The organism is Enterobacter sp. BNK-16 (assembly GCF_048684955.1).
Lineage (GTDB): Bacteria > Pseudomonadota > Gammaproteobacteria > Enterobacterales > Enterobacteriaceae > Enterobacter > Enterobacter bugandensis.
Map to the genome: position 1 here is coordinate 4,642,807 of NZ_JBLQTQ010000001.1, position 26,051 is coordinate 4,668,857.

The window sequence follows — 26,051 nt, forward strand, 5'->3', positions numbered from 1 at the left end:
TCTCTTATACAGCGCATAAGGTTGCAGGCCTGCCAGCACAATACCGCGCTCGCTATGCTCAGGACAACTGCATAACGGAATGAAAAACAATGGAAACACCTGCCCTGCCTCGTCGCCTTGCCCTTACTGCCGGATGTAATCAGCTTATCAACTGGGGGATCTCGTTTTATCTGCCCGGCACCTTTGCGCGGACCATTTCAGCCGACCGGGGATGGTCGTCACCGCAGATTTACCTCGGCCTGACGCTGGCGATGCTGGTGATGGCCGCGGTCTCCCCTTTCGTCGCCCGTCTGCTGGCACGCTTTGGCGGACAGAAAGTGGTAATGGGCGGAACGCTGCTGATTGCCGCAAGCTGCGCCGGTATGGCGTATACCCGGACGCTGTCTGGCTGGTACGGCGCCTGGCTACTGTGCGGCATCGGGATGCGTCTGTCGCTGTATGACGCACTGTTCGCCGCGCTGGTTAATCTATATGGTCAGCAGGCACGCGGGACGATCTCACGTATTACGCTGATGGGCGGGCTGGCGTCTGCCGTCTTCTGGCCGCTGGGCGATTGCCTGCTTCACATCATGAGCTGGCAGGACGCGTTACGCATTTATGCCCTGCTTGGCCTGCTGAGCGCAGTGCTGATCCGCACGCTTCCCCGGCAGCGGCTGATGGAAAACACAAAGGCCATCGCGCCGCCCCTGCGCAACGAGCGGCGTAACGCCTGGCTTTATGCGGCCTTCATCGCCCTTATCACCTTTGTCTCTAACGGCACCTCCACCCATCTGCCGGAGTTTATTGCCCACTTTGGCCTGCCGGTCGCCATCGGCATGCTGTGGGGGATCGGCCAGACGGGCGCGCGCTCGCTGGAGGTGCTGGCAGGTGGCCGCTTAACCCCCTTCAAACTTACGCTTTTTACCGCCCTCGCCTTGCCGCTCTGCTTTATTCTGGGGATGAGCAGCCCCCTCTTTGCGTGGTGCGCGGCCGGGTTTGTGCTGGGCTACGGCGCCATCAACGGGCTGGTCACCATAGTAAAAGCCACGCTGCCACTGGAGCTGTTTAGCACGGAAAGCTATGCCCGCCGCACGGGCATGCTGCTTATCCCGGGCCAGCTGATGGCCGCAGCCGCACCGTTTGCCTATGCGTGGCTGAACAAAACGCTGGGGCTCGCGGGTGCAATGGGAGTGTCGACGGGGTTAACGCTGGTGATTGCCGGGCTGGCGATAGCGATCGTGCGCCATCCCGGGAGGCAAACTGTATCGCACTGTATCCCGCGCGACGCGCTGACAAACGGGTACAAAACGCCCCCTCCGGCAAATATCTCCGATACATAAAAATGGTTTTCTTTCCCTGTCGTCATTCAGAACTGATGAGGAGAGAACCATGATTCGTCGTTACGCAATTTTACCCCTGCTCGTCCTGGCCTCTGTAACACATGCCCAGGCCACGCCGCTGGACAACCTGAGCGCCGCGGACGTTAACGGCCCTGCCGCCGTTGCGCCGCTGGAACACCCGCAGCCGCCCGCCAGGCTGATCGTCGATCCCCCGCTCCCGGGCCCGCTGAGCAAAGGCGCGGTGTTTATTCAGTACCGGGCCGAAAACCTGCGCATCGAGCCGGTATTCGGCCCCGAGGCGCTCAAGGTGACCCCGCGCATCGGGCACATTCACGTGGTGGTGGACGGCGCGCCGTGGCACTGGGCTGACGCCAGCGGCGAGCCGGTGATCCTGGTGGGGCTGCCCGCCGGCAAGCACAAGGTAACGATCATCCTGGCTGGCCCGACGCACAAGCCACTCGACCACAAAACCATTGAATTCACCGTCCCGCCCCACGCGGCGATCCACCATTTTTAAGGAGTCTGAACATGAAAGCACTTTCTGTACTGACGGCGGGTCTGCTGGCGCTTTCTGCCAGCGCCTTCGCGGAAAATAAAACCAGCGTCGTGCTGGTGCACGGCGCGTTTGCCGACGGCAGCAGCTGGAATAAGGTGATAACCCTTCTGCAGAAACAGCACGCAGAGGTCATTGCCGTCCAGCTCCCGCTCACCTCGCTTAAGGATGATGTTGCCGCCACAAAACGGGCCATCGTCCGGGCGCACGGCGACGTGGTGCTGGTAGGCCACTCCTGGGGCGGCACCGTGATTAGCGAGGCGGGCAACGATGCACGGGTAAAATCGCTGGTCTATGTGGCGGCGTTCGCGCCGGATTCCGGCCAGTCGACGGCGGATCTGGCAGGTAGCTTCCCTCCGCCGCCGGGTAGCGCGGGCATCGCTAAAACGGCGGACGGCTATTTATACCTGCCGACGGAGGCCGTCAGGAAGGACTTCGCGCCTGACGTGAAGCCGGGTGAACAAAACGCTATCGCGGCCACGCAGGGGCCCATTAAGGCCGATGCGTTTGGTGAAAAGGTGACTCACGCGGCGTGGCATGATAAACCGAGCTGGTTTGTGGTCAGCAAGCATGACCGGATGATCAACCCCGACCTGGAACGTGCGATGGCGAAGGCAATACATGCGAAAACCACCGAGGTGGCCGCGAGCCACGTGTCGATGGTGAGTCAGCCGGAGGCCATCGCCCGGACGATTGAGCAGGCGAGGCGGACGCACTGAGGACAATTCGCCCGGCGGCGCTACGCTTGCACGAACCTACGATTTCGTAGGCCGGGTAAGCGCAGCGCCACCCGACAAGAAAGGCCGTCTCAGCCCCCCCTCTCTGCGGGATAATCGCGATTAATCCACGCGTGGTCCTCTTCCCAGGTGAACATCCATTTGCGCACCGGACCGGCCATCACGTTGAGGTAGTAGCTGTCATACCCGGCCATCGTCGCCACCGGATGATACCCCTTCGGCACCATCACCACGTCACGGTTGTAGACCGCCATACACTCATCCAGCGTTCTGTCTTCGGTGTAGACGCGCTGCATGCAGAACCCCTGCTCCGGGTTGAGGCGATGATAGTAGGTCTCCTCCAGGTAGGTCTCCTGCGGCGGGTTATCCGTGTCATGCTTGTGGCTCGGGTACGAGCTGGTACAGCCCTCGTTAGTCCAGACCTCCACCACCAGCAGGCTGTCGGCGGGCTTGTCTTCCGGCAGGATGTTGTGCACGTAGCGCTGGTTGTGCCCCTTGCCGCGCGCTTCAGCGTCGATATCCTGCGGGGCAATCAGCCGCGTCGGGTACGAGCCCTTGCCCGGCGCGGCGCAGATCGCCAGCTCCAGCGCCGTCAGCGCCTTCACCTGCACCGTCTCCTGCGGGGTGACGTATACCGCCCACGGTTTGATGCGCTCGAAGGGGCTCATCCGCTCGCCGATATCGTTAAACTGCGCGGAAGGAGTGGTGATAGAGGCGCGCCCGGCGACCAGCACCAGGCAGCGTTCTTCCCTGACGGCGGGCAGCGTCAGCGTCTGCCCCTCCTGCAGCTCATACGCCTCAAACCCGACGTACCCCCACCCTGCGCGTTCCGGGGTGACGGACTGAGTGCGCCCCTCCGCGTTCGGCTGCTGCCAGCGTGATAACAGACGTGACATGTCACCTCCTCAAATAAGCCCGGCGTCGCGCGCCAGGCGGCTCAGGTTGTTATACCCCAGACGAGCGTAGGTCAGCGGATGGGCAATCGCCGGATCCTGCTCGGCCTCCACCACCAGCCAGCCGCGATAGTCCTGCGCCTTCAGCAGACTCATGATCGGCGGGTAATCGACGCAGCCGTCGCCCGGCACGGTAAACACGCCGCTCAGCACCGCATCGAGGAAGCTGGTTTTGCGGTTTTTCACGTCCGCCAGCACGTCGGCGCGCACGTCTTTGCAGTGAACGTGGTTGATGCGCGACGCCCAGCGCTGCGCCACCGCCAGCGGATCGGCCCCGGCAAAGGTCAGGTGACCGGTGTCCAGCAGCAGTCCCACCGCCTCTCCGGTGTGGGTCATCAGGTTGTCCACGTCGTCGGCGGACTCAATCACCGTGCCCATATGATGATGGTAAGCAATCTGGACTCCCTGCTGCTGCGTATAGCGGGCAAATTCGGTGAGCTTCTCGCCGTACTCCTTCCAGCGCGCCTGAGGGAAGCGCGGACGCAGATGCACCGGGGTCTGCTGCTCGCCGTGAATGCAGCCGCTCACTTCCGCAAACACCAGCACCTTCGCCCCCAGCTCGCGCAGCAGCGTCAGGTGCGGCTGCACGGCGGCGATCTCCTCCTCCACGCTGCGCTCCAGCAGGCGGCCGGAGTACCAGCCGGAGACCAGCTGCAGGTCGTGGCGCTGCAAAATCGGGCCAAGCAGGCGCGCTTCACGCGGAAATTTGTTGCCCAGCTCAAAGCCAGCAAAACCGGCCTCTTTCCCTTCGCTCAGGCAGGTCTCCAGCGAGGTTTCCGCGCCGAGGGAAGGCAGATCGTCGTTAGTCCACGTCAGCGGGTTAATGCCTAATTGCACACTCATTGTTATCTCCATTATGCGTGTCCGCGCTTGCGCCACCAGGCGATAAGCTGCAGGTAGTTGTCCCGGATGCGCGCCACCAGCTGCGCATCGTCAATATCGTGCTTCAGCCACGCGCGGGAGGCGTCGCCAAACAGCGTGCGCCCCACGGCGAAGCCTTTAACCAGCGGCTGCCCCGCTGCGGCCTTGAAGCCCGCGCGCAGCTGTTCCGCCGGCGCGTCCAGACCGAGGATCACCACCCCGCGGCAGTGCGGGTCCCGGCGTTCGATAATCTCGCCGAGCGCCGTCCAGCCGTCGGCGGAAAGCGGCGGCAGCTTCCACCAGTCCGGGTAAATGCCCAGGTTGTAGAAGCGGGAAATGGCGCGCAGGTAGAGCTCGTCGCTGCGCGGCATGCTGGCGGGCAGGATCACCTCCAGCAGCAGCTCGTGCCCGGACCGGCAGCAGGCGTGGTACACCTCAGCGATTTTCTGCTCCTGCTCCAGGCGCAGGCCATGGGCGTCTTCCGGGTGGAAGAAGACCAGGCACTTCACCACGTGCTCCTGCGGCCAGCTGATAAGCTGGGTGCCGATATTGCCGTGCTCCATCTCCAGCGGGCGGGAGCCCGGCAGCTCAATGGGGCGACCAATCCACCACCCTTCCCCGGTGATCGCGTTCAGCGCGTCCTGACCAAAGGTGCCGTCACACAGCAGGCCGGCTTTGCCCTCAAGCCCGGCGCGGCTCGCCGCCTCGCGGCTGGCCTGCAGGATCAGCTGCTTCAGCGCCGGAATGCGCTTAAGCGACGCGCCGCACTGCATCGCCATATCCTCGAGCTGGCTGCGGTGATCGAAGGCCATCACGCACAGCTCCGGCCATTCGCGGCGGCGGGTGGTCACCCGGTGGAGATGGTTAAGACGCGGGTCAAGATCCGGGCGCGGCACAACCGCAGCGCGGGAGAGATAGTCATCCAGCTCGATTTTGCTCGGCATCGCCGGGGCGCAGCCGTGGCGCGAGACCACCAGCGCGCCGCAGGCGTTGGCGTAGCGGCACGCCTGCTCCCAGCCCTCGTCGTTCAGGTAGCCGCGCAGCAGGCCGGACATAAACGCGTCCCCCGCCCCGAGAACGTTCAGCACCTCCACGCGCACGCCGGTCACCGTCAGGCCGTCGTCCAGCCGGGACGGAATGGCGTCGGTATAGACCGAGCAGCCCAGCGCGCCGCGCTTGCAGACCAGCGTTGCGTGACTCACGGCGCGCACCTGCCCCAGCGCCTGCAGCGTATCCGTGCTGCCGCCCGCAATGTGGAACTCCTCTTCGGTGCCGACAATGACGTCGAAAAGGTGCAGTACCTCCTGCAGCTCGCGGGTGACCTGGTCGGCGGCGATAAAGCGCGTTTCGCCGTCGCCTAAGGAGGTGAGCCCCCACAGCACCGGACGGTAGTCGATGTCCAGCACCGTGCGCACGCCGTGACGGCGGGCATAGCCCAGCGCCGTCAGCACCGCCTCGCGGGTCTGCGGATGAGAAAGGTGGGTCCCGGTGATGGCAAGACAACGTGCGGAGGCAATGTAGCTTTCATCCACATCGCTGGCGGTAATCGCCATATCCGCGCAGTTATCGCGATAAAAAATCAGAGGAAAGGTGTCCCGGTCTTTAATGCCGAGTAGCACCAGCGCCGTGAGGCGCTCTTTATCGGTAATCAGATGGCTGGTATCGCAGCCTACCTGGTTGAGCTCTTCGCGCAGGAAGCGGCCCATATGTTCATCGCCGACGCGCGCCAGCATCGACGAGCGCAGGCCCTGGCGCGCGGTGCCGTACGCCACGTTGCCGGAGGATCCGCCAAGGTATTTGGCGAAGCTCGACACGTCCTCCAGGCGGGCACCAATCTGCTGACTGTAGAGGTCTACCGCCACGCGGCCCATGCATATCACATCAAACTGCTTTTCCACGTTGATACCTCATCAGACAATGTCGTTCACGTTCAGCCAGCGGCCTTCCCGGTGCGAGAGCGCAATCGCGTCCAGCACGCGCGACACCTTCCAGCCCTCTTCGAAGTCCGGCCACATCGGCGCGTCGGCGGCAATCCCGTCCACCAGGTCGCGCACCTCCACCGTTTTTTGATCGTTAAAGCCAATTCCGTGGCCTGCGCCCATGCAGAACGCGGCGTAGTCCGGGTGCGCCGGGCCGACGAGCAGCGTGCGGAACCCCTGACGGTTCACCGGATCGTCATGCAGATAGAGCTTTAGCTCCGCCATGCGCTCCTGGGTGAAGCTGATGGCGCCCTTCGTCCCGGTGATCACGTACGAGAGCCCCATCTTGCGGCCGCAGGCGACGCGGGAGGTTTCAATGACCCCCTGCGCCCCGCCCGCGAAGCGCACCATCGCGTGGGCCTGATCCTCGTTTTCCACCGCAATCATCTCTGACGATCCGGCCTTCGCCGGGCGCGCCGGGACCACGATCTTCAGATCGCCGCAGACCTGCTCGATATCGCCCACCAGGTACTGAGCCATATTGACGATATGCGCCGCAAGGTCGCCCAGCGCGCCCAGCCCGGCGGTCTCTTTAAAGCAGTGCCAGTGGATGGGCGACAGCGGGTCGGCCATGTAGTCTTCGTTGTGGGTGCCGTAGAAGTGGATCACATCGCCAATCTCGCCGCGGGCGATAATCTCCTTCGCCAGCTGCGCCGTCGGGTTCTTCATGTAGTTGAACCCCACCAGCGTTTTCACCCCGGCCCGCTTCGCGGCGTCGACCATCTCGCGCGCGTCGTGGGCGTTAAGCGCCAGCGGCTTCTCCGAGTAGACGTGCTTGCCGTGGCGGATCGCCTCCAGCGCCATCTCTTTATGCAGGTGGTTGGGTGAGCAAATATCCACCACGTCAATGGCCGGGTCGGCCACCAGCGCCCGCCAGTCTCCCGTTGAACGGTTAAAGCCAAACGCCCGGGCGCGCTCTGCCGCCAGCTCCGGCGTGACTTCCGCCACCATCTCGCGCACCAGCCTGCCGCGCAGGTTGAACACCGTCGGGGCCTGTGCATAGGCGATAGCGTGCGCCTTGCCGATATACCCGGTGCCAATCAATCCAATACGAACCTCTTTCATCACGATCCTCACAGTGCGCCGCGACGGCTCTTGGCGTAGGTATCAAACGCCACCGCCAGAACGATAATTAACCCGGTGATAATCTGCTGGTAGTAAGCCGAGACGTTCATCAGCACCAGGCCGTTAATCAGAATGCCCATAATGATGGAGCCGATAATGGTGCCGCCGATGCGCCCGTAGCCGCCCATCAGCGAGGTGCCGCCAATCACCACCGAGGCGATAACGCGCAGCTCAAAGGAGATCCCGGCCACCGCCTCGGCGCTCCCCAGACGCGCGCTCAGGATGAAGCCCGCCAGCCCGGCCAGACAGCCGATCAGCACGTAGACGCTGACGAGCACGCGCTTGACGTTAACCCCCGCCAGGCGCGCCGCCTCCGGGTTGCCGCCGATGGCGTAGACGAAGCGGCCCCAGCGGGTTTTATGCAGCGCCAGATAGCCGCCGACGGCGACGATGGCGAAGATCCAGATCGGAATGGAGATGCCGAGCAACTCCCCGCGCCCCCACCAACGGTAGCCAGGATCAAAACCGGCAATCGGCGCGCCGTCGTTGATCACCAGCGTCAGGCCGCGCCAGATGGTCATCCCGCCGAGGGTGACGATAAACGGCGGCAGGCGCAGGCGGGTGACGCCCAGACCGTGCAGGAAGCCAATCGCCGTGCCCATCGCCAGACAAATCCCCAGCCCGATCAGCCAGCTCATGCCACCCCAGGCGTTCGGGTCGACGGTGGTGAAGTTGTCGCCCTTAATGACGTACGCCGCGGTCATGGCGCACACCGCCAGAATGGAGCCCACGGAGAGGTCGATCCCGGCGGTCAGAATGACGAAGGTCATCCCCACGGCCATGATCCCGTAGATGGACACCTCGGTCAGGATGTTGAAAATGTTGCGTTCAGAGAAAAAGTTACTGTTCTGCGACTGGAAGAAGATCAGCAGCAGGATCATGAAAATCAGCACCCCGAAGCGCTCGAAGAAGGCGATGGGATCGATGCGTCCGGCGCGTTTGACCGGGGCCTGCGTTTTAGAAATCATCTGCGTCATGAGAAACTCCGTTATGCCGCGTTCAGGGCGTTGTGGTTGATGGCCATCATCGTCATCAGCCGTTCTTCGTTAGCGTCGTCACCGTGGATCTCGCCGGTCACCCGGCCTTCGCTGAGGGTGATGATCCGGTCAGACACCGCCATCACTTCAGGCAGATCGGAGGAGATCACGATCACCGCCACGCCCTTTTTCGCCATGTCAAACAGCACCTGGTGCACTTCCGATTTGGTCCCCACGTCAATGCCTCGCGTCGGCTCATCGACGATCAGCACCCGCGGGTTGAGCGCCATGCAGCGCGCGAGGATCACCTTCTGCTGGTTACCGCCGGAGAGCTTGCGCACCTCCTGCGCGCTGTTGACCATTTTGATCTGCAGGGCCTGCCGGTAGGACTCAATCAGATCGTCCTCTTTGCGGGTGTTCACGAACCAGCGCCACTGCAGCAGCGAGGAGAGGCACGAGAGCGACAGGTTGTCGCGAATCGACAGCCCGAGCACCGCCCCCTCTTTTTTACGGTCTTCGGGCACCAGCGCCACGCCCTGGTCGAGGGCATACAGCGGGTCGCGCGGCTGGTACGGCACGCCGTCCAGCTCAAAGCTCCCGGAGGTAAAGGCGTCTGCGCCAAACAGGCAGCGGGCCACCTCGGTGCGTCCCGCGCCCACCAGCCCGGCAATGCCCAGAACTTCCCCGGCGTGGACGTGGAAGCTGATGTCGTGCAGGGCGATGCCGTGCGGATCCAGCGGCGGCTTTTCGCGGCTCAGCCCCTTCACCGCCAGGCGGACAGGTTTGTCTTGATGATGGGTTTCGCTGGCAGGGCGACGGTTAAAGGCCACGTCGCGCCCGACCATCAGGCGGATCAGCTGTTCGACGTTGGTCTCCGCCACCGCGCCGGTGCCGGTGAAGCGGCCGTCCTGAAATACGGTGAAGCGATCGCAGAGCTGGAAAACTTCGTGCAGGCGGTGGGTTACGTAAATAATGCTCACGCCGCGGTTTTTAAGCTCCCGCACCACGCGGTGCAGGCTTTCCACCTCGCTGTCGCTCAGCGCGGCGGAAGGTTCGTCCATGATGATCAGGCGAGCGTTGAGGGTCAGCGCCCTGGCGATCTCCACCATCTGCTGCTGGGCGACGCTCAGACGGGCGACCGGCGTGGTCGGCGCAACGTTTAGCTGCAGGTAATCGAGAATGACCTGCGCCTCCTGATTGACCGCCTTTTCGTCGACGATCAGGTTCCGTTTACGCGGCTCGCGCCCGAGAAACATGTTTTCCGCGACGGTCATGTTGGGCAGCAGGTTGAATTCCTGATAGATGGTGATAATGCCCTTGTTCTGCCGTTCCACCGGGGAGTCGTCCACCGGCAGCATTTCGCCGTTGAACCAGATATCCCCGCGGGTTTGCGGCTGCGCGCCCGCAAGCGCCTTCAGCAGCGTGGATTTTCCCGCTCCGTTTTCCCCCAGCAGGGCGTGGATCTCCCCCGCGCCGACGGTCAACTGGGCGCTGCTTAGCGCCCAGACGCCGGAAAAGCTTTTTGCCAGGTCGGTCACTTTCAGTAAGGGTTGCGACATCGGTCTGCTCCTCCTCATGTTGAGCCGCCAGAGGCGGCTCGGGACATATCAGTTACCGGCCTCACCGATACGCTCAGCCTGCTGCAGGTTCTCTTTGGTGATAAGCGTTGGCGGGTAGTCGGCCCCGGTGATGGCTTTCTTCTCGCGCACGTTGGCCACCAGTTGGCTCATCGCCGTCTGCACCGCAAAGCCCGGACGCTGATCCGCCGTTACCGCCAGCCAGCCGTCGCGCACGCGGGCCAGCGCTTCCGGCACCGCATCAAAACCGGTCACGAGGATTTCACCCGGCTTCACGCCCTGGCTCTGCAGGGCTTCAATCGCGCCCAGCGCCATATCGTCGTTGGCGGAGAGGATCACCTGCGGGCGTTTCGGTAGCGAAGGCAGAACGCTTTCGACGATGCGCATCCCTTCAGAACGCATCCAGTTGCCGGTCTGATCGGCGACGATCTTGTACTTATCCCCGCCCGCCTTCAGGCTGTCGCGGATCCCTTTGGTGCGTTCAATATTGGAGGAGGAGCCCGGCTGGCCGGTGAGCAGGATGATCTCTGCCCCGTCGGGGAATTTGGTTTTAACGAAGTCGCCAATCGCCTGGCCGCCTTTGTAGTTGTTGGCGCCAAAGTGAGGCACTTTCTTCTGGCTGTCGACGGAGCGGTCTAGGGTGACCACCGGCAGCTTCGCATCCTGAATTTCATCCACCGCGCTGGAGACCGCGTTCACGTCGTTCGGGGAGACGATAAAGCCCTGCGCCCCGCGGGTGATGGCGTTTTCCAGGTCAGCCACCTGCTTCGGTGAACTGCCCTGCCCGTCCAGTACCTGAAGCTTCACGCCCATCTCTTTCGCGGCTTTCACCGCCGTGCGCTGCATGTGAACCTCAAACGGCATGGCCAGGTTTGGCGTACTGAAAACAATCTGCTCGTTTTCGGCGAGGGCGGCCCCGGACGTCATGGCGATGAGGGCGGCTAAGATCAGTTTTTTCATTATTATGTCTCTCTGTGTAGGGTTGTTGTGTTTAGAGGACGATCTCGCGCTGGCTACGCAGCGACTCCAGCGCTTTATCCGCGAGGTACAGCGCACGTTCACCATCATCGCCGCTGCAGTCAGGCACCGCTTCGCCGCGCAGGACCGCAACAAAGTGTTCCCATTCCGCGGCGTAAGCGGATTTGTAGCGCTGCAGGAAGAAATGTTCCGGCAGCGCGCTGGTGCAGCCCTGTTTGCCGTAGTGCTGCACCTGGTTTTCCAGAATATTGCCGGCGCACAGCAGCCCTTCGGAGCCGTGCAGCTCCAGGCGCTGGTCGTAACCGTAAGAGGAGCGGCGGCTGTTGACGATGGTCGCCATCGCGCCGGAGGCATATTTCAGAACGATAAACGCGGTATCGATATCCCCCGCCTCGCCAATCGCCGGATCCACCAGGTTACTGCCCTGGGCATACACCGACACCGGCTCTTCGCCCATGATGAAACGGGCCATGTCGAAGTCGTGAATGGTCATATCGCGGAACATGCCGCCGGAGACGCGCACGTACTCCGCGGGCGGCGGAGACGGGTCGCGGGAGATGATCAGCAACGATTCCGGCTTGCCGATGCGCCCGGCCTGAGCATCGGTTTTCACGCGGCGGAACTGCGGGTCAAAGCGGCGGTTAAAGCCGATGAACAGCGGCACGTCGTACTCTTTAACCACTTTCAGGCAGTCGCGCACGCGGGCGAGGTCGAGGTGTACCGGCTTTTCGCAGAAGATAGCCTTGCCGTGGCGGGCGGCCATTTCAATCAGATCCGCGTGGGTGTCGGTGGCGGAGGCGATCAGCACGGCGTGAACGTTAGGGTCGGTCATCGCCTCACTCACGCTCTGCTGGCGGGCCTGATAGTGTGCGGCGAGACGGGTGGCAAATTCCTGATTCGGGTCAACCACGGACCAGAGCGTGGTCGCGCCGTGGCTGGCGATGTTAGCTGCATGTACCTGGCCAATTCGGCCAGCGCCCAGTAAAGCAATGTTAAACATAACGGCTCCCGGTGTTGGTGAATGCTGTAAACTAACGACCCTATAAATAAAACATTTATTTCATTTTTATAAATAGTGAAAATTATGTTTTTGAGTGCGGGTTAACACTTTTGAGATGTATGAGATAATTTTTGTTATCAATCTCACAACATGAAAGAAGGTACTGCTCACCCCTCACCCCGGCCCTCTCCCCAAAGGAGCGAGGGAGAAAAGAGTGCACCACCCCATCCCCTCTCCACTTTTGGGAGAGGGTTAGGGTGAGGGGAAAATGAAATGAAAATTTCGTTAAGACAGGAAAACTCAATACTGACGGGCTTTTTTCACCTGCGCCAGCGTTTGCTCCGCGGCCTCACGCACGGCAGACGACTCTGCCACCTGCGCGTCACCGGTTCGCCACCACGAGGCGTAGTCATGGGTCATGGTCTTCGGCAATACCTTGATGTCCAGCAGCGTCGGGCCCGGGTGGGCGCGTGACGCCTCAAGCGCCGCCAGCAGGCTCTGCTCGTCGTTCACCCGCCACGCGCGGCAACCGTAGCTTTCCGCGTTTTGCGCAAAATCGACTTTCACCAGCGGCCCGTCAAGCCGCCCGGTTTCCGGGTTGCGATGGCGATTTTCCGTGCCGAAGCTGCCCATCCCGTGACCCATCTGCAGGTTGTTAATGCAGCCGAAGCTGGCGTTATCAAACAGCAGAACGGTGACCTTAATGCCCTCCTGTACGGCGGTTTGCAGCTCGGAGTGCAGCATCATGTAGGAGCCATCCCCCACCATGGCGTAAACCGGCTGCCCGGGTCGGGCGAGCTTCGCGCCGATGGCCGCCGCAATCTCGTAGCCCATGCAGGAGTAGCCGTACTCCAGGTGATAGCTGTCCGGCGTTTTGACCTGCCAGAGGCGCTGTAAATCTCCCGGCAGCGAACCGGCCGCGCCCACCACGATGGCGTTATCTTCCACATGCTGATTGATCAGCCCCAGCACCCGCGTCTGGGTCAGGCGGGTGTTGAGCGTCTCGCCGTATTCCGCCAGCTGCGCGTCCAAATGCCCCGCCACTTCGGGCGCGTCGTCCGGATGCCACTGGCGATCCCACAGGCGGCGGCACTCATCGCGCCACGCGGATTTCGCCTGGGCGATCGCCTCTCCCCAGCCGCTGCGGTAATCGCCGAGCGCGTGGGTTAAGGCCTGGAGCCCGGTTTGGGCATCGGCAATCAGCGCGGTGGCGTCCAGCTTCAGGGCGTCAAACTCGGCCACGTTCAGCAGCAGGAATTCGACGTCCGGATGGGAAAAGAGCGCCTTGGAGCCGGTGGTAAAGTCGGTCAGGCGCGTGCCGACACCAATCACTAAGTCAGCCTGTGGCGCGAGCTGGTTGGCGGCCATTCCGCCCGTCACCCCTACGCCGCCGAGGTTAAGTGGGTGGTCACTTACCAGCGCCCCCTTCCCGGCCTGCGTTTCGGCAAACGGCAGCTGCAGCGTCTCGACAAATTCGCGAAACGCCTCATGCGCGCCGGAGTAGCGCACGCCGCCGCCGCACACCACCAGCGGACGGCGCTTGCGGGCGATCAGCGCCCGCGCCTGCGCCAGTCGCTGCGGATCGGGCGGACGGCGTTCGATGTGGTGCACCCGACGCGCGAAGAAGCTTAGCGGGTAGTCCCACGCTTCCCCCTGCACGTCCTGCGGCAGACAGAGGGTCACCGCTCCGGTATCTGCGGGGTCAGTAAGCGTTCGCATCGCGCTTAGCATGGCGCTCATGAGCTGTTCGGGGCGGTTGATGCGGTCCCAGTAGCGGGAAACCGGACGGAAGCAGTCGTTGGTGCTGATGCTGAGATCGTGATACTGCTCGATCTGCTGCAGCACCGGGTCCGGCTGGCGGCTGGCGTAGATATCGCCCGGCAGCAGTAAAAGCGGGATGCGGTTCGCCGTGGCGGTGGCCGCCGCCGTGACCATATTGGCGGCGCCCGGCCCGACCGAGGAGGTGACGGCAAAAATGCGCTGGCGGCGGTGCTGTTTGGCGAATCCCGTCGCCATGTGGGCGATGCCCTGCTCGTTGCACCCCTGCATGATTTTCAGATGACCGGGATCCTGCTCCAGCGCCTGGCCAATACCCAGCACGTTGCCGTGCCCAAAGATCGTCGCCACGCCCTCCACAAAGGGCGTTTCGTTGCCGTCAACGCTGACGTACTGTTGATTCAGGAACCGGACCAGCGCCTGGGCCATGGTCATACGTTCGGTTTGCATAATGCCTCCTGTCAGCCCAGCGTCGGCATGGAGAACGCAGCGCCTGTCTCCTGCTGCATTTCCGGCCAGCGCGCGGTGATGGTTTTCATTCGGGTGTAGAAACGCACGCCGTCGTTGCCGTGCACGTTGAGCGCGCCAAAGATGGAACGCTTCCAGCCACCGAAACTGTGGAATGCCATCGGCACCGGGATCGGCACGTTGACCCCCACCATGCCCGCCTGCACCTCTTCGCAGAAGCGGCGCGCGCAGCCGCCGTCACGGGTGAAGATCGCCGAGCCATTACCATATTCATGGCGGTTAATGAGGTCCACCGCGCTGGCGTAATCTGCTACGCGCACCACAGAAAGCACCGGGCCAAAAATCTCTTCTTTATAGATGGTCATCTCCGGTGTGACGTTATCGAACAGCGTCGGCCCGACGAAGTAGCCCTGCTCGTGGCCCTTCACGCTGAAGCCGCGCCCGTCCACGCGCAGTTTCGCCCCCTGCGCTTCCCCGCTGTCGATATAGCCCAGCACCTTGCTGCGGTGCGCGGAGGAGATAAGCGGCCCCATTTCGTTTTCCGGTGTCTGGTCCAGCCCCGGCCCGACGCGTAGCGCTTCAATCTGTTTTTCCAGCCGGGTGCAGAGGTCATCGGCGGTTTTATCCCCCACCGCCAGCACCACCGAGAGCGCCATGCAGCGTTCCCCCGCCGCGCCGTACGCCGCGCCCATGATGGCGTTGGTCGCCATCTCCATGTCGGCATCCGGCATTAAAATGCAGTGGTTTTTCGCGCCGCCCAGCGCCTGACAGCGCTTACCGTGGGCGGAGGCGGTCTGGTAAATGTATTCGGCAATCGGCGTGGAGCCGACAAAGCTCACCGCCTGCACGCGCGGGTCGGTCAGGAGCACGTCAACGGACTCTTTATCCCCCTGCACCACGTTGAAGACGCCGTCCGGCAAGCCTGCCTCTTTTAGCAGCTGCGCCAGCGCGAGCGCGAGAGAAGGGTCTTTTTCCGACGGCTTCAGCACGAAGGTATTCCCGGTCGCCAGCGCAATGGGGAACATCCACATCGGCACCATCGCCGGGAAGTTAAACGGCGTGATCCCGGCGCAGACGCCGAGCGGCTGCATCAGCGAGTGGCTGTCGACGCCGGTACCGACGTTCGCAGAGTGTTCACCCTTTTGCAGATGCGGGATACCGCAGGCAAATTCCACCACTTCCAGGCCGCGGGTCAGTTCGCCCACCGCGTCGGAGAAGACCTTGCCGTGCTCTTCGCTGATGATGCGGGCCAGGCGCGTCATGTTCTCTTCCAGCAGCGCCTTGAAGCGAAACATCACGCGCGCGCGCTTAAGCGGAGCCTGGCGCGCCCACGCGGGAAACGCCTGCTGCGCGGCGGCAATCGCCTGCTCCGTTTCCTGTGCCGTACTCATCACCACCTGGCGGATCTGCTCGCCGGTGGCCGGGTTGAAGATCGCCTGAACGCGCTGGCCTGAACCGGTGACACATTCGCCGTGAATAAAATTCGCTACCGTCTCCATCCTTAACCTCTCGCTGTTGATACGTGACTGTTACCTGAAACGCTGTGTACTGGACACTATATATGAAACAAATATTCCATTTTAAGTTGAAATAAAATAAATGATGATTATTGTGATCAAGGATGGATTTTTATGTTAACAGCCAGCAACACTGACGCTGCGTGCGCTATTAAGGGATTTCGGGCGAGGAAATGACTGAAGCTTCTGTTTCATTTTTGCTGCCAGATGGATGGCCGACATTTAAAAGACGCGGTTTTGCGTTTAGAATCATCAGACTGTATTTGGGGGATAACATGACGACAGCTACCAGCCTGAACGAACTGCAGCAGCAAATCCGCGATCGCTACGATAGCCTGAGCAAGAGGCTGCAGCAGGTCTCCCGCTACGTGCTGGATAACACCAACAGCGTGGCCTTTGATACGGTTGCCGTCATTGCCGAGCGCGCCGACGTGCCGCCTTCGACGCTGATCCGCTTTGCCAACGCCTTTGACTTCACCGGCTTCAACGAAATGAAACAGCTGTTTCGCATGAACCTGGTGGAGGAAACTGCCAGCTACAGCGACCGCGCGCGGCTGTTCCGTGAAATGGAGAGCGAGGCCGTGCCGGAAACGCCGCTCGATATTCTGCAGGAGTTCGCCCGCTCGAACGCGCAGGCGCTGCAGCAGCTGGCCGCCCGCGCCGAGCCGGAAATGCTGGAGCGCGCGGTACAGCTGCTGGCCGACGCCGACACTATCTACATCGCCGGACTGCGCCGCTCGTTTAGCGTCGCTGCCTACCTTACCTACGCCCTGAGCCACCTGGAGTGCCGCCCTATCCTGCTCGACGGCATGGGCGGGATGCTGCGCGAGCAAATCAGCCGCATTAAGGCGCGCGACATCGTGGTATCGATCAGCTTCTCGCCATATGCGGAAGAGACGGTGATGGTCAGCGAAACCGCCGCCAGCGTCGGCGCCCGGCAGATCGTGATTACGGACAGCCAGATAAGCCCGCTGGCAACGTTCAGCGATCTCTGCTTTGTGGTGAAGGAGGCGCAGGTGGATGCGTTCCGGTCTCAGTCGGCGACGCTGTGCCTGGTGCAGTCGCTGGTGGTGGCGCTGGCGTATAGGTTGGGTGAAGGGAAATAAGGCAATAAAAAACCCCCTGCGCAGGCAGAGGGTTTGGGTGTTAATTCAGAGGGAAATCATTCCCACTCAATCGTAGCCGGTGGCTTACCGCTGATGTCATACACCACGCGGGAAATACCGTTCACTTCGTTGATGATGCGGTTAGATACGCGGCCTAAGAAGTCATACGGCAGGTGCGCCCAGTGCGCGGTCATGAAGTCGATGGTTTCCACCGCACGCAGGGAAACAACCCAGTCGTACTTACGGCCATCGCCCATTACCCCGACGGAGCGAACCGGCAGGAACACGGTGAACGCCTGGCTTACCTTGTTGTACAGGTCAGCTTTGTGCAGCTCTTCGATGAAGATCGCGTCCGCGCGACGCAGCAGGTCGCAGTACTCTTTCTTCACTTCGCCCAGCACGCGCACGCCCAGACCCGGACCCGGGAACGGGTGACGGTAGAGCATGTCGTACGGCAGACCCAGTTCCAGACCGATTTTACGCACTTCGTCTTTGAACAGCTCGCGCAGCGGTTCAACCAGACCCATCTTCATCTCTTTCGGCAGGCCGCCCACGTTGTGGTGAGATTTGATGACGTGCGCTTTACCGGTGGCGGATGCCGCAGACTCGATCACGTCCGGATAGATGGTACCCTGCGCCAGCCACTTCACGTCTTCCAGCTTCAGCGCTTCTTCGTCGAACACTTCCACGAACACGCGGCCGATGATCTTACGTTTCGCTTCCGGATCGTTCTCGCCTTTCAGCGCGTCCAGGAAGCGCTGCTCGCCTTCTACGTGAACGATGTTCAGACCGAAGTGGTCGCCGAACATGTCCATGACCTGCTTCGCTTCGTTCAGACGCAGCAGACCGTTGTCCACGAAGACGCAGGTCAGGTTTTTGCCGATGGCGCGGTGCAGCAGCATCGCGGTGACGGAGGAGTCCACGCCGCCGGAGAGGCCGAGGATCACTTTGTCATCGCCAACCTGCTGGCGGATACGCTCAACGGCGTCGTCGATGATTTTTGCCGGGGTCCACAGGGCTTCACACTGGCAGATGTCACGCACGAAGCGCTCCAGCATGCGCATACCCTGACGGGTGTGGGTCACTTCCGGGTGGAACTGCACGCCGTAGAAGCGTTTTTCTTCGTTCGCCATGATGGCGAACGGGCAGCTTTCGGTGCTGGCAACGGTCACGAAGTCGGACGGGATGGCGGTGACTTTGTCGCCGTGGCTCATCCACACGTCCAGCAGCGGCTTGCCGTCTGCGGTCAGGGAGTCTTCGATACCGCGCACCAGCGCGCTGTCGGTGACGACTTCAACCTGCGCGTAGCCGAACTCGCGCTCGTTAGAGCCTTCTACGTGGCCGCCCAGCTGCATCGCCATGGTCTGCATGCCGTAGCAAACGCCGAATACCGGTACGCCCGCTTCGAACACGTACTGCGGCGCGCGCGGGCTGTTCTCTTCGGTGGTGCTTTCAGGGCCGCCGGACAGGATGATGCCGCTTGGATTGAATTCGCGAATCTGTGCTTCCGTGACATCCCACGCCCACAGCTCACAGTAAACGCCCAGTTCACGTACGCGACGCGCCACCAGCTGAGTGTACTGAGAACCGAAGTCCAGGATGAGAATGCGATGTTTATGAATGTTTTCCGTCATTGACGCTAATTCCGAGGCAAGTGAAACAAAACAAAGCGCCCGGCAGAAGCCGGGCGCGGAAACTTATCAGGAGCCCAGACGGTAGTTCGGGGACTCTTTGGTGATCGTCACGTCGTGAACGTGGCTCTCCTGGATACCCGCACCGCTGATACGTACGAATTCCGCTTTGGTACGCAGCAGGTCAATGGTACCACAGCCGGTCAGCCCCATACAGGAACGCAGGCCGCCCATCTGCTGGTGAATGATCTCTTTCAGACGGCCTTTATAGGCCACGCGGCCTTCGATACCTTCCGGTACCAGTTTGTCAGCAGCGTTATCGGTCTGGAAGTAACGGTCAGAGGAACCTTTGGACATCGCGCCCAGGGAGCCCATCCCACGGTAAGATTTGTAAGAACGGCCCTGGTAGAGTTCGATTTCGCCCGGGGATTCTTCGGTACCAGCGAGCATGGAGCCAACCATTACGGCAGCAGCGCCCGCGGCGATGGCTTTAGCGATGTCGCCAGAGAAGCGGATACCGCCGTCAGCGATAACCGGAATACCGGTGCCTTCCAGCGCTTCAACCGCGTCAGAAACCGCGGTGATCTGCGGAACGCCCACGCCGGTCACGATACGGGTGGTACAGATAGAGCCAGGGCCGATACCCACTTTCACCGCGCTGCAGCCGGCGTCAGCCAGCGCGCGAGCGCCTGCGCCGGTCGCCACGTTGCCGCCGATGATCTGCAGGTCAGGATATTTCGCACGGGTGTCGCGAATACGCTGCAGCACACCTTCGGAGTGACCGTGGGAGGAGTCAATCAGCAGGACGTCAACGCCCGCCGCCACCAGCGCGTCAACGCGCTCTTCGTTACCTGCACCCGCGCCAACCGCAGCACCGACGCGCAGACGGCCATGCTCGTCTTTACAGGCGTTCGGTTTACGTTCTGCTTTCTGGAAATCTTTAACGGTGATCATGCCGCGCAGGTGGAAGTTCGCATCCACAACCAGCGCTTTCTCAACGCGTTTTTCGTGCATTTTCGCCAGTACCACGTCGCGAGTTTCGCCTTCGCGGACGGTCACCAGACGCTCTTTTGGCGTCATATAGACGCTGACAGGCTGGTTCAGGTCAGTCACGAAGCGCACGTCACGACCGGTGATGATGCCCACCAGTTCATTGTCTTCGGTCACTACCGGGTAGCCGGCAAAGCCGTTACGTTCGGTCAGGGCTTTCACTTCGTGCAGGGTAGTGGTTGGCAGAACGGTCTGAGGGTCGGACACGATGCCGGACTCATGCTTCTTCACGCGGCGAACTTCTTCCGCCTGACGCTCGATAGACATGTTTTTGTGGATAAAGCCAATGCCGCCTTCCTGTGCCAGGGCGATAGCCAGGCGCGCTTCAGTCACGGTGTCCATTGCCGCGGAGAGCATAGGAATGTTCAGACGAATGGTTTTCGTCAACTGCGTGCTGAGGTCGGCAGTATTCGGCAGAACGGTGGAATGAGCGGGAACGAGGAGGACGTCGTCAAACGTCAGTGCTTCTTTAGCGATACGTAGCATGGGCAATATCTCTGACCTGGGTGGTTAAATATTGCCGTGGCATTATACAGAGCGTAACCGATTGCATCTACACTTTTTTGAAAAAATGCTTGCGAATGCCTCTCAGCAGGTTACTATCGACTGAATAACTTGCTGATTTAGAATTTGATCCCGCTCACATGTTATCCTCTCAATCCCCCTCAATTTATACTGTCAGCCGCCTTAATCAGACGGTGCGTTTGCTGCTTGAGCAGGAAATGGGGCAGGTCTGGATCAGCGGTGAAATCTCTAACTTCACGCAGCCGTCTTCCGGACACTGGTACTTTACCTTAAAAGACGATACCGCCCAGGTGCGCTGCGCGATGTTCCGCAACAGCAACCGTCGCGTGACGTTCCGTCCGCAGCACGGCCAGCAGGTTCTGGTTCGCGCTAATATCACCCTGTATGAGCCGCGCGGCGATTATCAAATCATCGTTGAAAGCATGCAGCCCGCGGGCGAAGGTCTGCTGCAGCAAAAGTATGAACAGTTAAAGACGAAGCTCTCCGAAGAGGGACTTTTCGACCAACAGTTCAAAAAGCCGCTGCCCTCACCTGCCCACAGCGTGGGTGTCATCACCTCGAAAACCGGTGCCGCCCTGCACGACATTTTGCACGTACTGAAGCGTCGCGATCCTTCCCTGCCCGTCATTATCTACCCGACCGCCGTTCAGGGTGACGATGCGCCAGGCCAGATTGTACGCGCCATTGAACTGGCAAATGCGCGTAAGGAGTGTGACGTGTTGATCGTCGGGCGCGGCGGCGGCTCGCTGGAAGACCTGTGGAGCTTTAACGACGAGCGCGTGGCGCGGGCAATCTTTGCAAGCGAGATCCCCGTGGTGAGCGCCGTCGGGCATGAAACGGACGTGACAATCGCGGATTTTGTTGCGGATCTGCGTGCGCCTACGCCGTCCGCGGCGGCGGAAGTGGTGAGCCGTAATCAGCTGGAGCTGCTGCGTCAGCTTCAGAACGGCCAGCAGCGTCTTGAGATGGCGATGGACTACTTCCTTGCCAACCGTACCCGCCGCTTTACCCAGCTTCATCACCGTCTTCAGCAGCAGCACCCGCAGCTTCGTCTGGCGCGTCAGCAGACCGTGCTGGAACGCCTGCGTCAGCGCATGAACTTTGCGCTTGATAATCAGCTTAAGCGCGCGGTGACGCGCCAACAGCGTGTGACCCAGCGCCTGAACCAGCAGAATCCGCAGCCGAAAATCTATCGTGCGCAAACGCGCATTCAGCAGCTGGAATATCGGCTGGCGGAGACTCTCCGGGCGCGCCTGAGCACCACACGTGAGCGTTTTGGCAACGCGGTGACCCATCTGGAAGCCGTCAGCCCCCTCTCCACGCTGGCGCGCGGCTATAGCGTAACGACAGCAGCGGACGGCAAAGTGCTGAAGCAAACCAAGCAGGTGAACACCGGTGACGTTCTTACCACCCGCCTGTCTGACGGCTGGGTGGAAAGCGAAGTGAAATCAATTAAACCGGTGAAAAAGACGCGTCAGCGCAAAACCGGATAATTCTTCGCCGGTTACTTACTATACTGCTGCTATTCCCTTTTTTAATAAGGAGAGCAGCATGTCCCATCTTCGTAGCGTTATTCCCCCTTATATTCTTCGTCGTATTATCGAAAGCGGTTCCGAACCGCAGCAGCGCTATGCCCGTCAGACCTTAACCCACGTCCAGACGCTGATGGCGCATATGCCGGGCAAACCCGCCGCGCCGCACGTGAATAAAGCCGGTCAGCTTGAGCGCGATATCTACGATGCGAAACAGACCCAGGAGCTGCCGGGTACCCAGGTGCGTTACGAAGGCCAGCCGTCGAATGGCGATGTGGCCGTGGACGAGGCGTACGATTATTTGGGTATCACCCATGATTTCTTCTGGAAAGAATATCAGCGCGATTCGCTCGATAATAAGGGGCTGATTTTGACCGGCACCGTGCATTACGGTCGGGAATATCAGAACGCCTTCTGGAACGGTCAGCAGATGGTGTTTGGCGACGGCGACGGGGAGATCTTTAACCGCTTTACGATTGCCATCGACGTGGTGGCGCATGAGCTGAGCCACGGCGTCACCGAGACCGAAGCCGGGCTAATCTATTTCGAACAGTCAGGCGCGCTGAATGAGTCCCTGTCAGACGTGTTTGGTTCGCTGGTGAAACAGTACCATCTCAAGCAAACCGCCGATAAAGCAGACTGGTTGATTGGTGAAGGGCTGCTGGCTGCGGGCATTAACGGCAAAGGGCTGCGCTCCATGTCTGAACCCGGCACCGCCTACGACGATCCCCTGCTCGGCAAAGACCCGCAGCCCGCGCACATGAAAGATTTCATCAAAACGCGCGAGGATAACGGCGGCGTCCATCTTAACTCCGGCATCCCCAACCGGGCGTTTTACCTGGCCGCGACGGCGATTGGCGGTTATGCCTGGGAAAAAGCCGGTTATGCCTGGTACGACACGGTTTGCGATCGCAATCTGGCGCAGGATGCGGATTTTGATGCCTTCGCAAAACTGACGATAGCGCACGGAGAGAAACGTTCCGGTAGCGACGTCGGGGCGGCGATAAAACAGGCCTGGGAACAGGTGGGAGTGCTGTAAATGCAGGTTCCGGAACTGACGGATGACGCCGTGGTTGAGCTGGCCCGGGAAGGCGGCGTCGCTTTTATTCCTAAGCTAAGCGGCCAGCGTACCATCGCGCTCTCCTCGCTTAATGAGGCCCAGCGCCAGCGCCTGGTGAGCATCCTGGAGCAGGCCTTTCCACGCGGTCAGCCGCCGGGTCAGACGTCGTCACCCGGCAGCGGTGACCAGCGCTATTTCCGCATCCAGATTATCTGGACCGGCCAAAATCAGGCGCACTATGCCGATATCATCGTGCTGGTACCTGAGCAGGAAGCGCCCGAGTCGCTGGTCGAGCTGTGGAAAAAAGGCGAAGACTGCGTTTGCGATTAATCTTCGGCCGGAACAAACTCCACGCGCTTTTTAGAAATTAAGCCGTGGCCGTTCTGGCAGAAATAGTCCACCGCCCCGCAGGCCTTTAAGACCTGGAGTGGCTGATGGCACTCCGGGCAGCGGGCTTCGAGCGCAATATCTTTATCACAGCTGTCACAGTGCACCGCCCCGTTCAGGGGTTCAAGCTGTGCCTGGCAATCCGGGCAGGTAATGGTCATGGTGTCTCCTTCAGGGCGTTCAGGTCTGCGATAATTTTACCACGTCTTCAGTGCGGGCCACGCAACTGTTGCTGCAAGGTCAGCAGCAGCGCCACCTCATCGATCCTGCGGCGCGTTGTGCGGCTCACCTCCTGTGGATCGCGCTCAAACAGACTGTTTGCGCCAAGAATATGACCGGCAAGACAGCGTTCGTAGATCGTGCCGGGGATATGCCAGCGCTGAATATTCTTACCTTTAACTAGCTCCAGCAGATCTTCCGCGCCGCGTCGGTCGTAGTTGATAATGCGGCCGTCGCGTAAATAGAGACGCAGGCCCTTTTGCCCGCCCGCGGGTCCCGCGTATTTATTAAGCCAGATATCCACCGGCACGCCGCTGATGGTTCCCTGCAAGTGCGCCTCGCCTTCCGCGGTGGTCTGGTCACCCTTTGCGATATCGTGGCCCAGGCGGTCTTTAGCCGTTACCACCTGCAGCGTCATATCGTCCTGACCGCCCAGATAGCGCAGCGTTTCACGCAGCATCGCCAGCACGTGCGTTCCGATATCCAGAATCACGCCGTCCGGGTGGCGAAGCGTTCTGGTATCCGGTTCTCCGGTCGCGAAATTGAGCGCGATGGGTTCCCCTGCGGCGTTATATCCGCTCGGCTCCTGCAAAAAACCTTCGATTCTGGCAATGTCAGATATATGGCCGACCAGCGACCGCTTCACCGTTTCGATGCGCGCCATCCAGTGGTCGAGCGCCAGCACGCGGGACGCCACGCCGGGTGTTGCCAGCAGCGCGTTGAGTTTTTCGATTTGAGAAAGCGTGGCGACAATCGGTTTTTCAATCACAATCCGCGGAACCGGCGAGGCAATCGCCAGCTCAAGCACCTCAAGGTGGTGCAGCGATGCGGTGGTAATAAAAAGGGTATCCAACGGGGTGGCTAAAAGCGCAGCAAGCGAGGCGCAGCGCGTAACGCCTTCAGGGTGCTTTGCGGGGAGATCATCAAAGCCGAAACAACGAACAGCGCCATCGAACAGATTACGTAGTGCGGGCAGATAGGCTGTTTCCACTACCGCACCAAGACCAACAAATCCTAACTGCATGGTTTCACCTCAGGAAGTACAGTGCCGGGGCATAACGCCTGCCCCGGCACACTGAGGTTTATGAGGCGCTAGCTGCCGGTTTAGTTTGTGCATTTTCCAGCATGCGGCGCACCGGAACAATGAGGACGATCAGCACTGCGGCACAAATCAGCAGCGCGATGGAGCAGCGCGCGAAGAGATCCGGCAGCATATCCAGCTGGTCGGCCTTCACGTGACCGCCAATCAGGCCCGCCGCGAGGTTCCCCAGCGCGCTGGCGCAGAACCACAGCCCCATCATCTGGCCGCGCATTCTCTCCGGCGCCAGCAGGGTCATGGTCGCCAGACCGATCGGGCTCAGGCACAGCTCACCCAGCGTCAGCATCAAGATACTGCCCACCAGCCAGAACGGCGATACGCCCGCCCCGCCGTTGCTCAGCACGTTCTGTGCCGCCAGCATCATCAGGCCAAAGCCCGCTGCCGCACACAGAATACCGATAACAAACTTGGTGATGCTGCTCGGGCGAATGCTCATGCTCGCGAGCTTTGGCCATGCCCAGCTGAACACCGGGGCCAGCAGGATGATGAACAGGGCGTTGATCGACTGGAACCATACCGCCGGAATTTCAAAATCACCGATCATGCGGTTAGTGTAGTCGTTGGCAAACAGGTTGAACGAGGTTGGCTTCTGCTCAAACGCGGACCAGAAGAACGCGGCGGAGACCAGCAGAATAAAGCAGACCAGCAGCCTGGCGCGCTCTTTACGGTTCAGGCCCGCGAAGATGAACAGGTAGATGAAGTAGAGGGCAACGGACGCCGCAATTACGTAGACCAGCACGCTGGCTACCGCGACCGGGTTAATGACAATCACGCCCTGCGCGATCAGCGTCACGAGCGTTGCCACGCCTGCCGCCAGCGCCAGCAGCCAGACGCCCACGCCGTTGCGCTTCACCACCGGGCTGTTCCATGTGGAGTCCAGACCGACTTCGCTGTCGTAGCGCTTCATCGCCGGAACCGCAAACACGCGGAAGATAATCAGCGCCACCAGCATCCCGATGCCGCCAATACCAAAGCCCCAGTGCCAGCCGTGGGTTTTTATCAGCCAGCCGGAAATCAGCGGGGCGATGAACGAGCCCATATTAATGCCCATGTAGAACAGCGAGAAACCGCCGTCACGACGTGCATCGCCTTTTTTATACAGGGTGCCGACCATTACCGAGATACAGGTTTTGAACAGGCCAGAGCCGAGCACGATGAACATCAGGCCGATAAAGAACAGGTTGTTGCCCATGATGGCCGACAGCGCAATCGACAGGTGGCCGAGCGCGATCAGAATCGAACCGTACCAGACGGCTCTCTGCTGGCCGAGCCAGTTATCCGCCAGCCAGCCGCCCGGCAGCGCGGCCAGGTACATGGTACCGGCAAAAATACCGACAATCGCCGAGGCGTTTTCGCGCGCCAGCCCCATCCCGCCGTCATAGACGGTGGCGGCCATAAACAGGATCAGCAGCGGGCGAATGCCGTAGAACGAGAAACGCTCCCACATCTCGGTAAAGAACAGCGAACCGAGCGGATAAGGATGGCCGAAGAAGGTTCGGCTCTCTTTGTGATTAACAGAGGATTGCATAATTCTCCCGAAAGGTATGTGTCGTGCTTGTAAACACCAGCAGGTACGCCGGCCAGTTACGTATCTGACCGATTTTTTACATGCGGCGAAAAGT

At 60.9% G+C, this 26,051-nt stretch carries 22 protein-coding genes; 7 read left to right on the forward strand and 15 right to left on the reverse strand.

Features of this window, described 5'->3' with window-relative positions; all coding sequences use genetic code 11:
* Nucleotides 1-89 precede the first annotated feature (89 nt).
* From ACMGGH_RS22285 to ACMGGH_RS22295, 3 genes are read left to right on the forward strand one after another with little or no spacing between them, the layout of a single operon-like run.
* Complete coding sequence (locus tag ACMGGH_RS22285; RefSeq protein ID WP_232948918.1) at nucleotides 90-1,319, forward strand: MFS transporter; 1,230 nt, start codon at nucleotides 90-92, stop codon at nucleotides 1,317-1,319.
* Nucleotides 1,320-1,368: 49 nt separating this feature from the next.
* Nucleotides 1,369-1,836 carry a DUF6130 family protein gene (locus tag ACMGGH_RS22290; RefSeq protein ID WP_232948919.1) on the forward strand — a complete coding sequence of 156 codons (468 nt, stop codon included), beginning with the start codon at nucleotides 1,369-1,371 and terminating at the stop codon, nucleotides 1,834-1,836.
* A gap of 11 nt (nucleotides 1,837-1,847) precedes the next feature.
* Complete coding sequence (locus ACMGGH_RS22295) at nucleotides 1,848-2,591, forward strand: alpha/beta fold hydrolase (RefSeq protein WP_232948920.1); 744 nt, start codon at nucleotides 1,848-1,850, stop codon at nucleotides 2,589-2,591.
* An 89-nt stretch (nucleotides 2,592-2,680) separates the two neighbouring features.
* On the opposite strand, the gene iolB is transcribed toward ACMGGH_RS22295, so the two are convergent.
* The 10 genes from iolB to ACMGGH_RS22345 all read right to left on the reverse strand — a co-directional run bounded on the left by iolB (nucleotide 2,681) and on the right by ACMGGH_RS22345 (nucleotide 15,802).
* Nucleotides 2,681-3,505, reverse strand: coding sequence for a 5-deoxy-glucuronate isomerase (gene iolB / locus ACMGGH_RS22300; RefSeq protein ID WP_420299206.1), 825 nt, complete (start codon nucleotides 3,503-3,505; stop codon nucleotides 2,681-2,683).
* A gap of 9 nt (nucleotides 3,506-3,514) precedes the next feature.
* Nucleotides 3,515-4,405: a myo-inosose-2 dehydratase gene (gene iolE / locus ACMGGH_RS22305; protein WP_045260203.1), complete on the reverse strand. Its 891-nt coding sequence runs from the start codon at nucleotides 4,403-4,405 to the stop codon at nucleotides 3,515-3,517.
* A gap of 11 nt (nucleotides 4,406-4,416) precedes the next feature.
* Nucleotides 4,417-6,321, reverse strand: coding sequence for a bifunctional 5-dehydro-2-deoxygluconokinase/5-dehydro-2-deoxyphosphogluconate aldolase (locus ACMGGH_RS22310; RefSeq protein ID WP_232948922.1), 1,905 nt, complete (start codon nucleotides 6,319-6,321; stop codon nucleotides 4,417-4,419).
* 12 nt (nucleotides 6,322-6,333) lie between these two features.
* Entirely contained in the window at nucleotides 6,334-7,467 is a 1,134-nt protein-coding gene (locus ACMGGH_RS22315; protein ID WP_232948923.1) for a Gfo/Idh/MocA family protein, read from the reverse strand.
* Nucleotides 7,468-7,475: 8 nt separating this feature from the next.
* Nucleotides 7,476-8,504 carry an ABC transporter permease gene (locus ACMGGH_RS22320; protein WP_028014045.1) on the reverse strand — a complete coding sequence of 343 codons (1,029 nt, stop codon included), beginning with the start codon at nucleotides 8,502-8,504 and terminating at the stop codon, nucleotides 7,476-7,478.
* Between the two features lie 11 nt (nucleotides 8,505-8,515).
* Entirely contained in the window at nucleotides 8,516-10,063 is a 1,548-nt protein-coding gene (locus ACMGGH_RS22325) for a sugar ABC transporter ATP-binding protein (RefSeq protein ID WP_048957773.1), read from the reverse strand.
* A gap of 48 nt (nucleotides 10,064-10,111) precedes the next feature.
* Nucleotides 10,112-11,041, reverse strand: coding sequence for a sugar ABC transporter substrate-binding protein (locus ACMGGH_RS22330; protein ID WP_041908742.1), 930 nt, complete (start codon nucleotides 11,039-11,041; stop codon nucleotides 10,112-10,114).
* Between the two features lie 31 nt (nucleotides 11,042-11,072).
* Nucleotides 11,073-12,059 carry an inositol 2-dehydrogenase gene (gene iolG, locus ACMGGH_RS22335; protein WP_232948924.1) on the reverse strand — a complete coding sequence of 329 codons (987 nt, stop codon included), beginning with the start codon at nucleotides 12,057-12,059 and terminating at the stop codon, nucleotides 11,073-11,075.
* A 300-nt stretch (nucleotides 12,060-12,359) separates the two neighbouring features.
* Nucleotides 12,360-14,285, reverse strand: a complete 1,926-nt coding sequence (gene iolD / locus ACMGGH_RS22340) for a 3D-(3,5/4)-trihydroxycyclohexane-1,2-dione acylhydrolase (decyclizing) (protein ID WP_232948925.1) — start codon at nucleotides 14,283-14,285, stop codon at nucleotides 12,360-12,362.
* An 11-nt stretch (nucleotides 14,286-14,296) separates the two neighbouring features.
* Nucleotides 14,297-15,802: a CoA-acylating methylmalonate-semialdehyde dehydrogenase gene (locus ACMGGH_RS22345; RefSeq protein WP_045630997.1), complete on the reverse strand. Its 1,506-nt coding sequence runs from the start codon at nucleotides 15,800-15,802 to the stop codon at nucleotides 14,297-14,299.
* Nucleotides 15,803-16,095: 293 nt separating this feature from the next.
* Between ACMGGH_RS22345 and ACMGGH_RS22350 the strand changes: the two genes are divergently transcribed.
* Nucleotides 16,096-16,926, forward strand: coding sequence for a MurR/RpiR family transcriptional regulator (locus ACMGGH_RS22350; RefSeq protein WP_008502123.1), 831 nt, complete (start codon nucleotides 16,096-16,098; stop codon nucleotides 16,924-16,926).
* A 56-nt stretch (nucleotides 16,927-16,982) separates the two neighbouring features.
* On the opposite strand, the gene guaA is transcribed toward ACMGGH_RS22350, so the two are convergent.
* Nucleotides 16,983-18,560 (reverse strand): glutamine-hydrolyzing GMP synthase, encoded by a 1,578-nt coding sequence (gene guaA, locus ACMGGH_RS22355; RefSeq protein ID WP_003860599.1) that lies wholly within the window; start codon nucleotides 18,558-18,560, stop codon nucleotides 16,983-16,985.
* 66 nt (nucleotides 18,561-18,626) lie between these two features.
* The gene (gene guaB, locus ACMGGH_RS22360; protein WP_014884799.1) at nucleotides 18,627-20,093 is read right to left on the reverse strand and encodes an IMP dehydrogenase; all 1,467 of its coding nucleotides are present in this window, start codon (nucleotides 20,091-20,093) and stop codon (nucleotides 18,627-18,629) included.
* Between the two features lie 158 nt (nucleotides 20,094-20,251).
* On the opposite strand from guaB, the gene xseA reads away from it, so the two are divergent.
* From xseA to ACMGGH_RS22375, 3 genes are read left to right on the forward strand one after another with little or no spacing between them, the layout of a single operon-like run.
* Nucleotides 20,252-21,625 (forward strand): exodeoxyribonuclease VII large subunit, encoded by a 1,374-nt coding sequence (gene xseA / locus ACMGGH_RS22365; RefSeq protein WP_232948926.1) that lies wholly within the window; start codon nucleotides 20,252-20,254, stop codon nucleotides 21,623-21,625.
* A gap of 58 nt (nucleotides 21,626-21,683) precedes the next feature.
* Complete coding sequence (locus ACMGGH_RS22370; protein ID WP_028014052.1) at nucleotides 21,684-22,703, forward strand: M4 family metallopeptidase; 1,020 nt, start codon at nucleotides 21,684-21,686, stop codon at nucleotides 22,701-22,703.
* A complete protein-coding gene (locus ACMGGH_RS22375) occupies nucleotides 22,704-23,054 on the forward strand; it encodes a protealysin inhibitor emfourin (RefSeq protein ID WP_028014053.1) in 351 nt (116 codons plus the stop codon).
* On the opposite strand, the gene ACMGGH_RS22380 is transcribed toward ACMGGH_RS22375, so the two are convergent.
* Genes ACMGGH_RS22380 through ACMGGH_RS22390 form a run of 3 tightly spaced genes read right to left on the reverse strand, consistent with a single transcriptional unit; the run spans nucleotide 23,051 to nucleotide 25,957 of the window.
* Complete coding sequence (locus ACMGGH_RS22380; RefSeq protein ID WP_232948927.1) at nucleotides 23,051-23,272, reverse strand: zinc ribbon domain-containing protein; 222 nt, start codon at nucleotides 23,270-23,272, stop codon at nucleotides 23,051-23,053. The two genes, ACMGGH_RS22375 and ACMGGH_RS22380, sit on opposite strands and share 4 nt — an antisense overlap.
* Before the next feature lie 47 nt (nucleotides 23,273-23,319).
* Nucleotides 23,320-24,354: an oxidoreductase gene (locus ACMGGH_RS22385; RefSeq protein ID WP_232948928.1), complete on the reverse strand. Its 1,035-nt coding sequence runs from the start codon at nucleotides 24,352-24,354 to the stop codon at nucleotides 23,320-23,322.
* Nucleotides 24,355-24,412: 58 nt separating this feature from the next.
* Complete coding sequence (locus ACMGGH_RS22390) at nucleotides 24,413-25,957, reverse strand: peptide MFS transporter (RefSeq protein ID WP_232948929.1); 1,545 nt, start codon at nucleotides 25,955-25,957, stop codon at nucleotides 24,413-24,415.
* Nucleotides 25,958-26,051 lie beyond the last annotated feature (94 nt).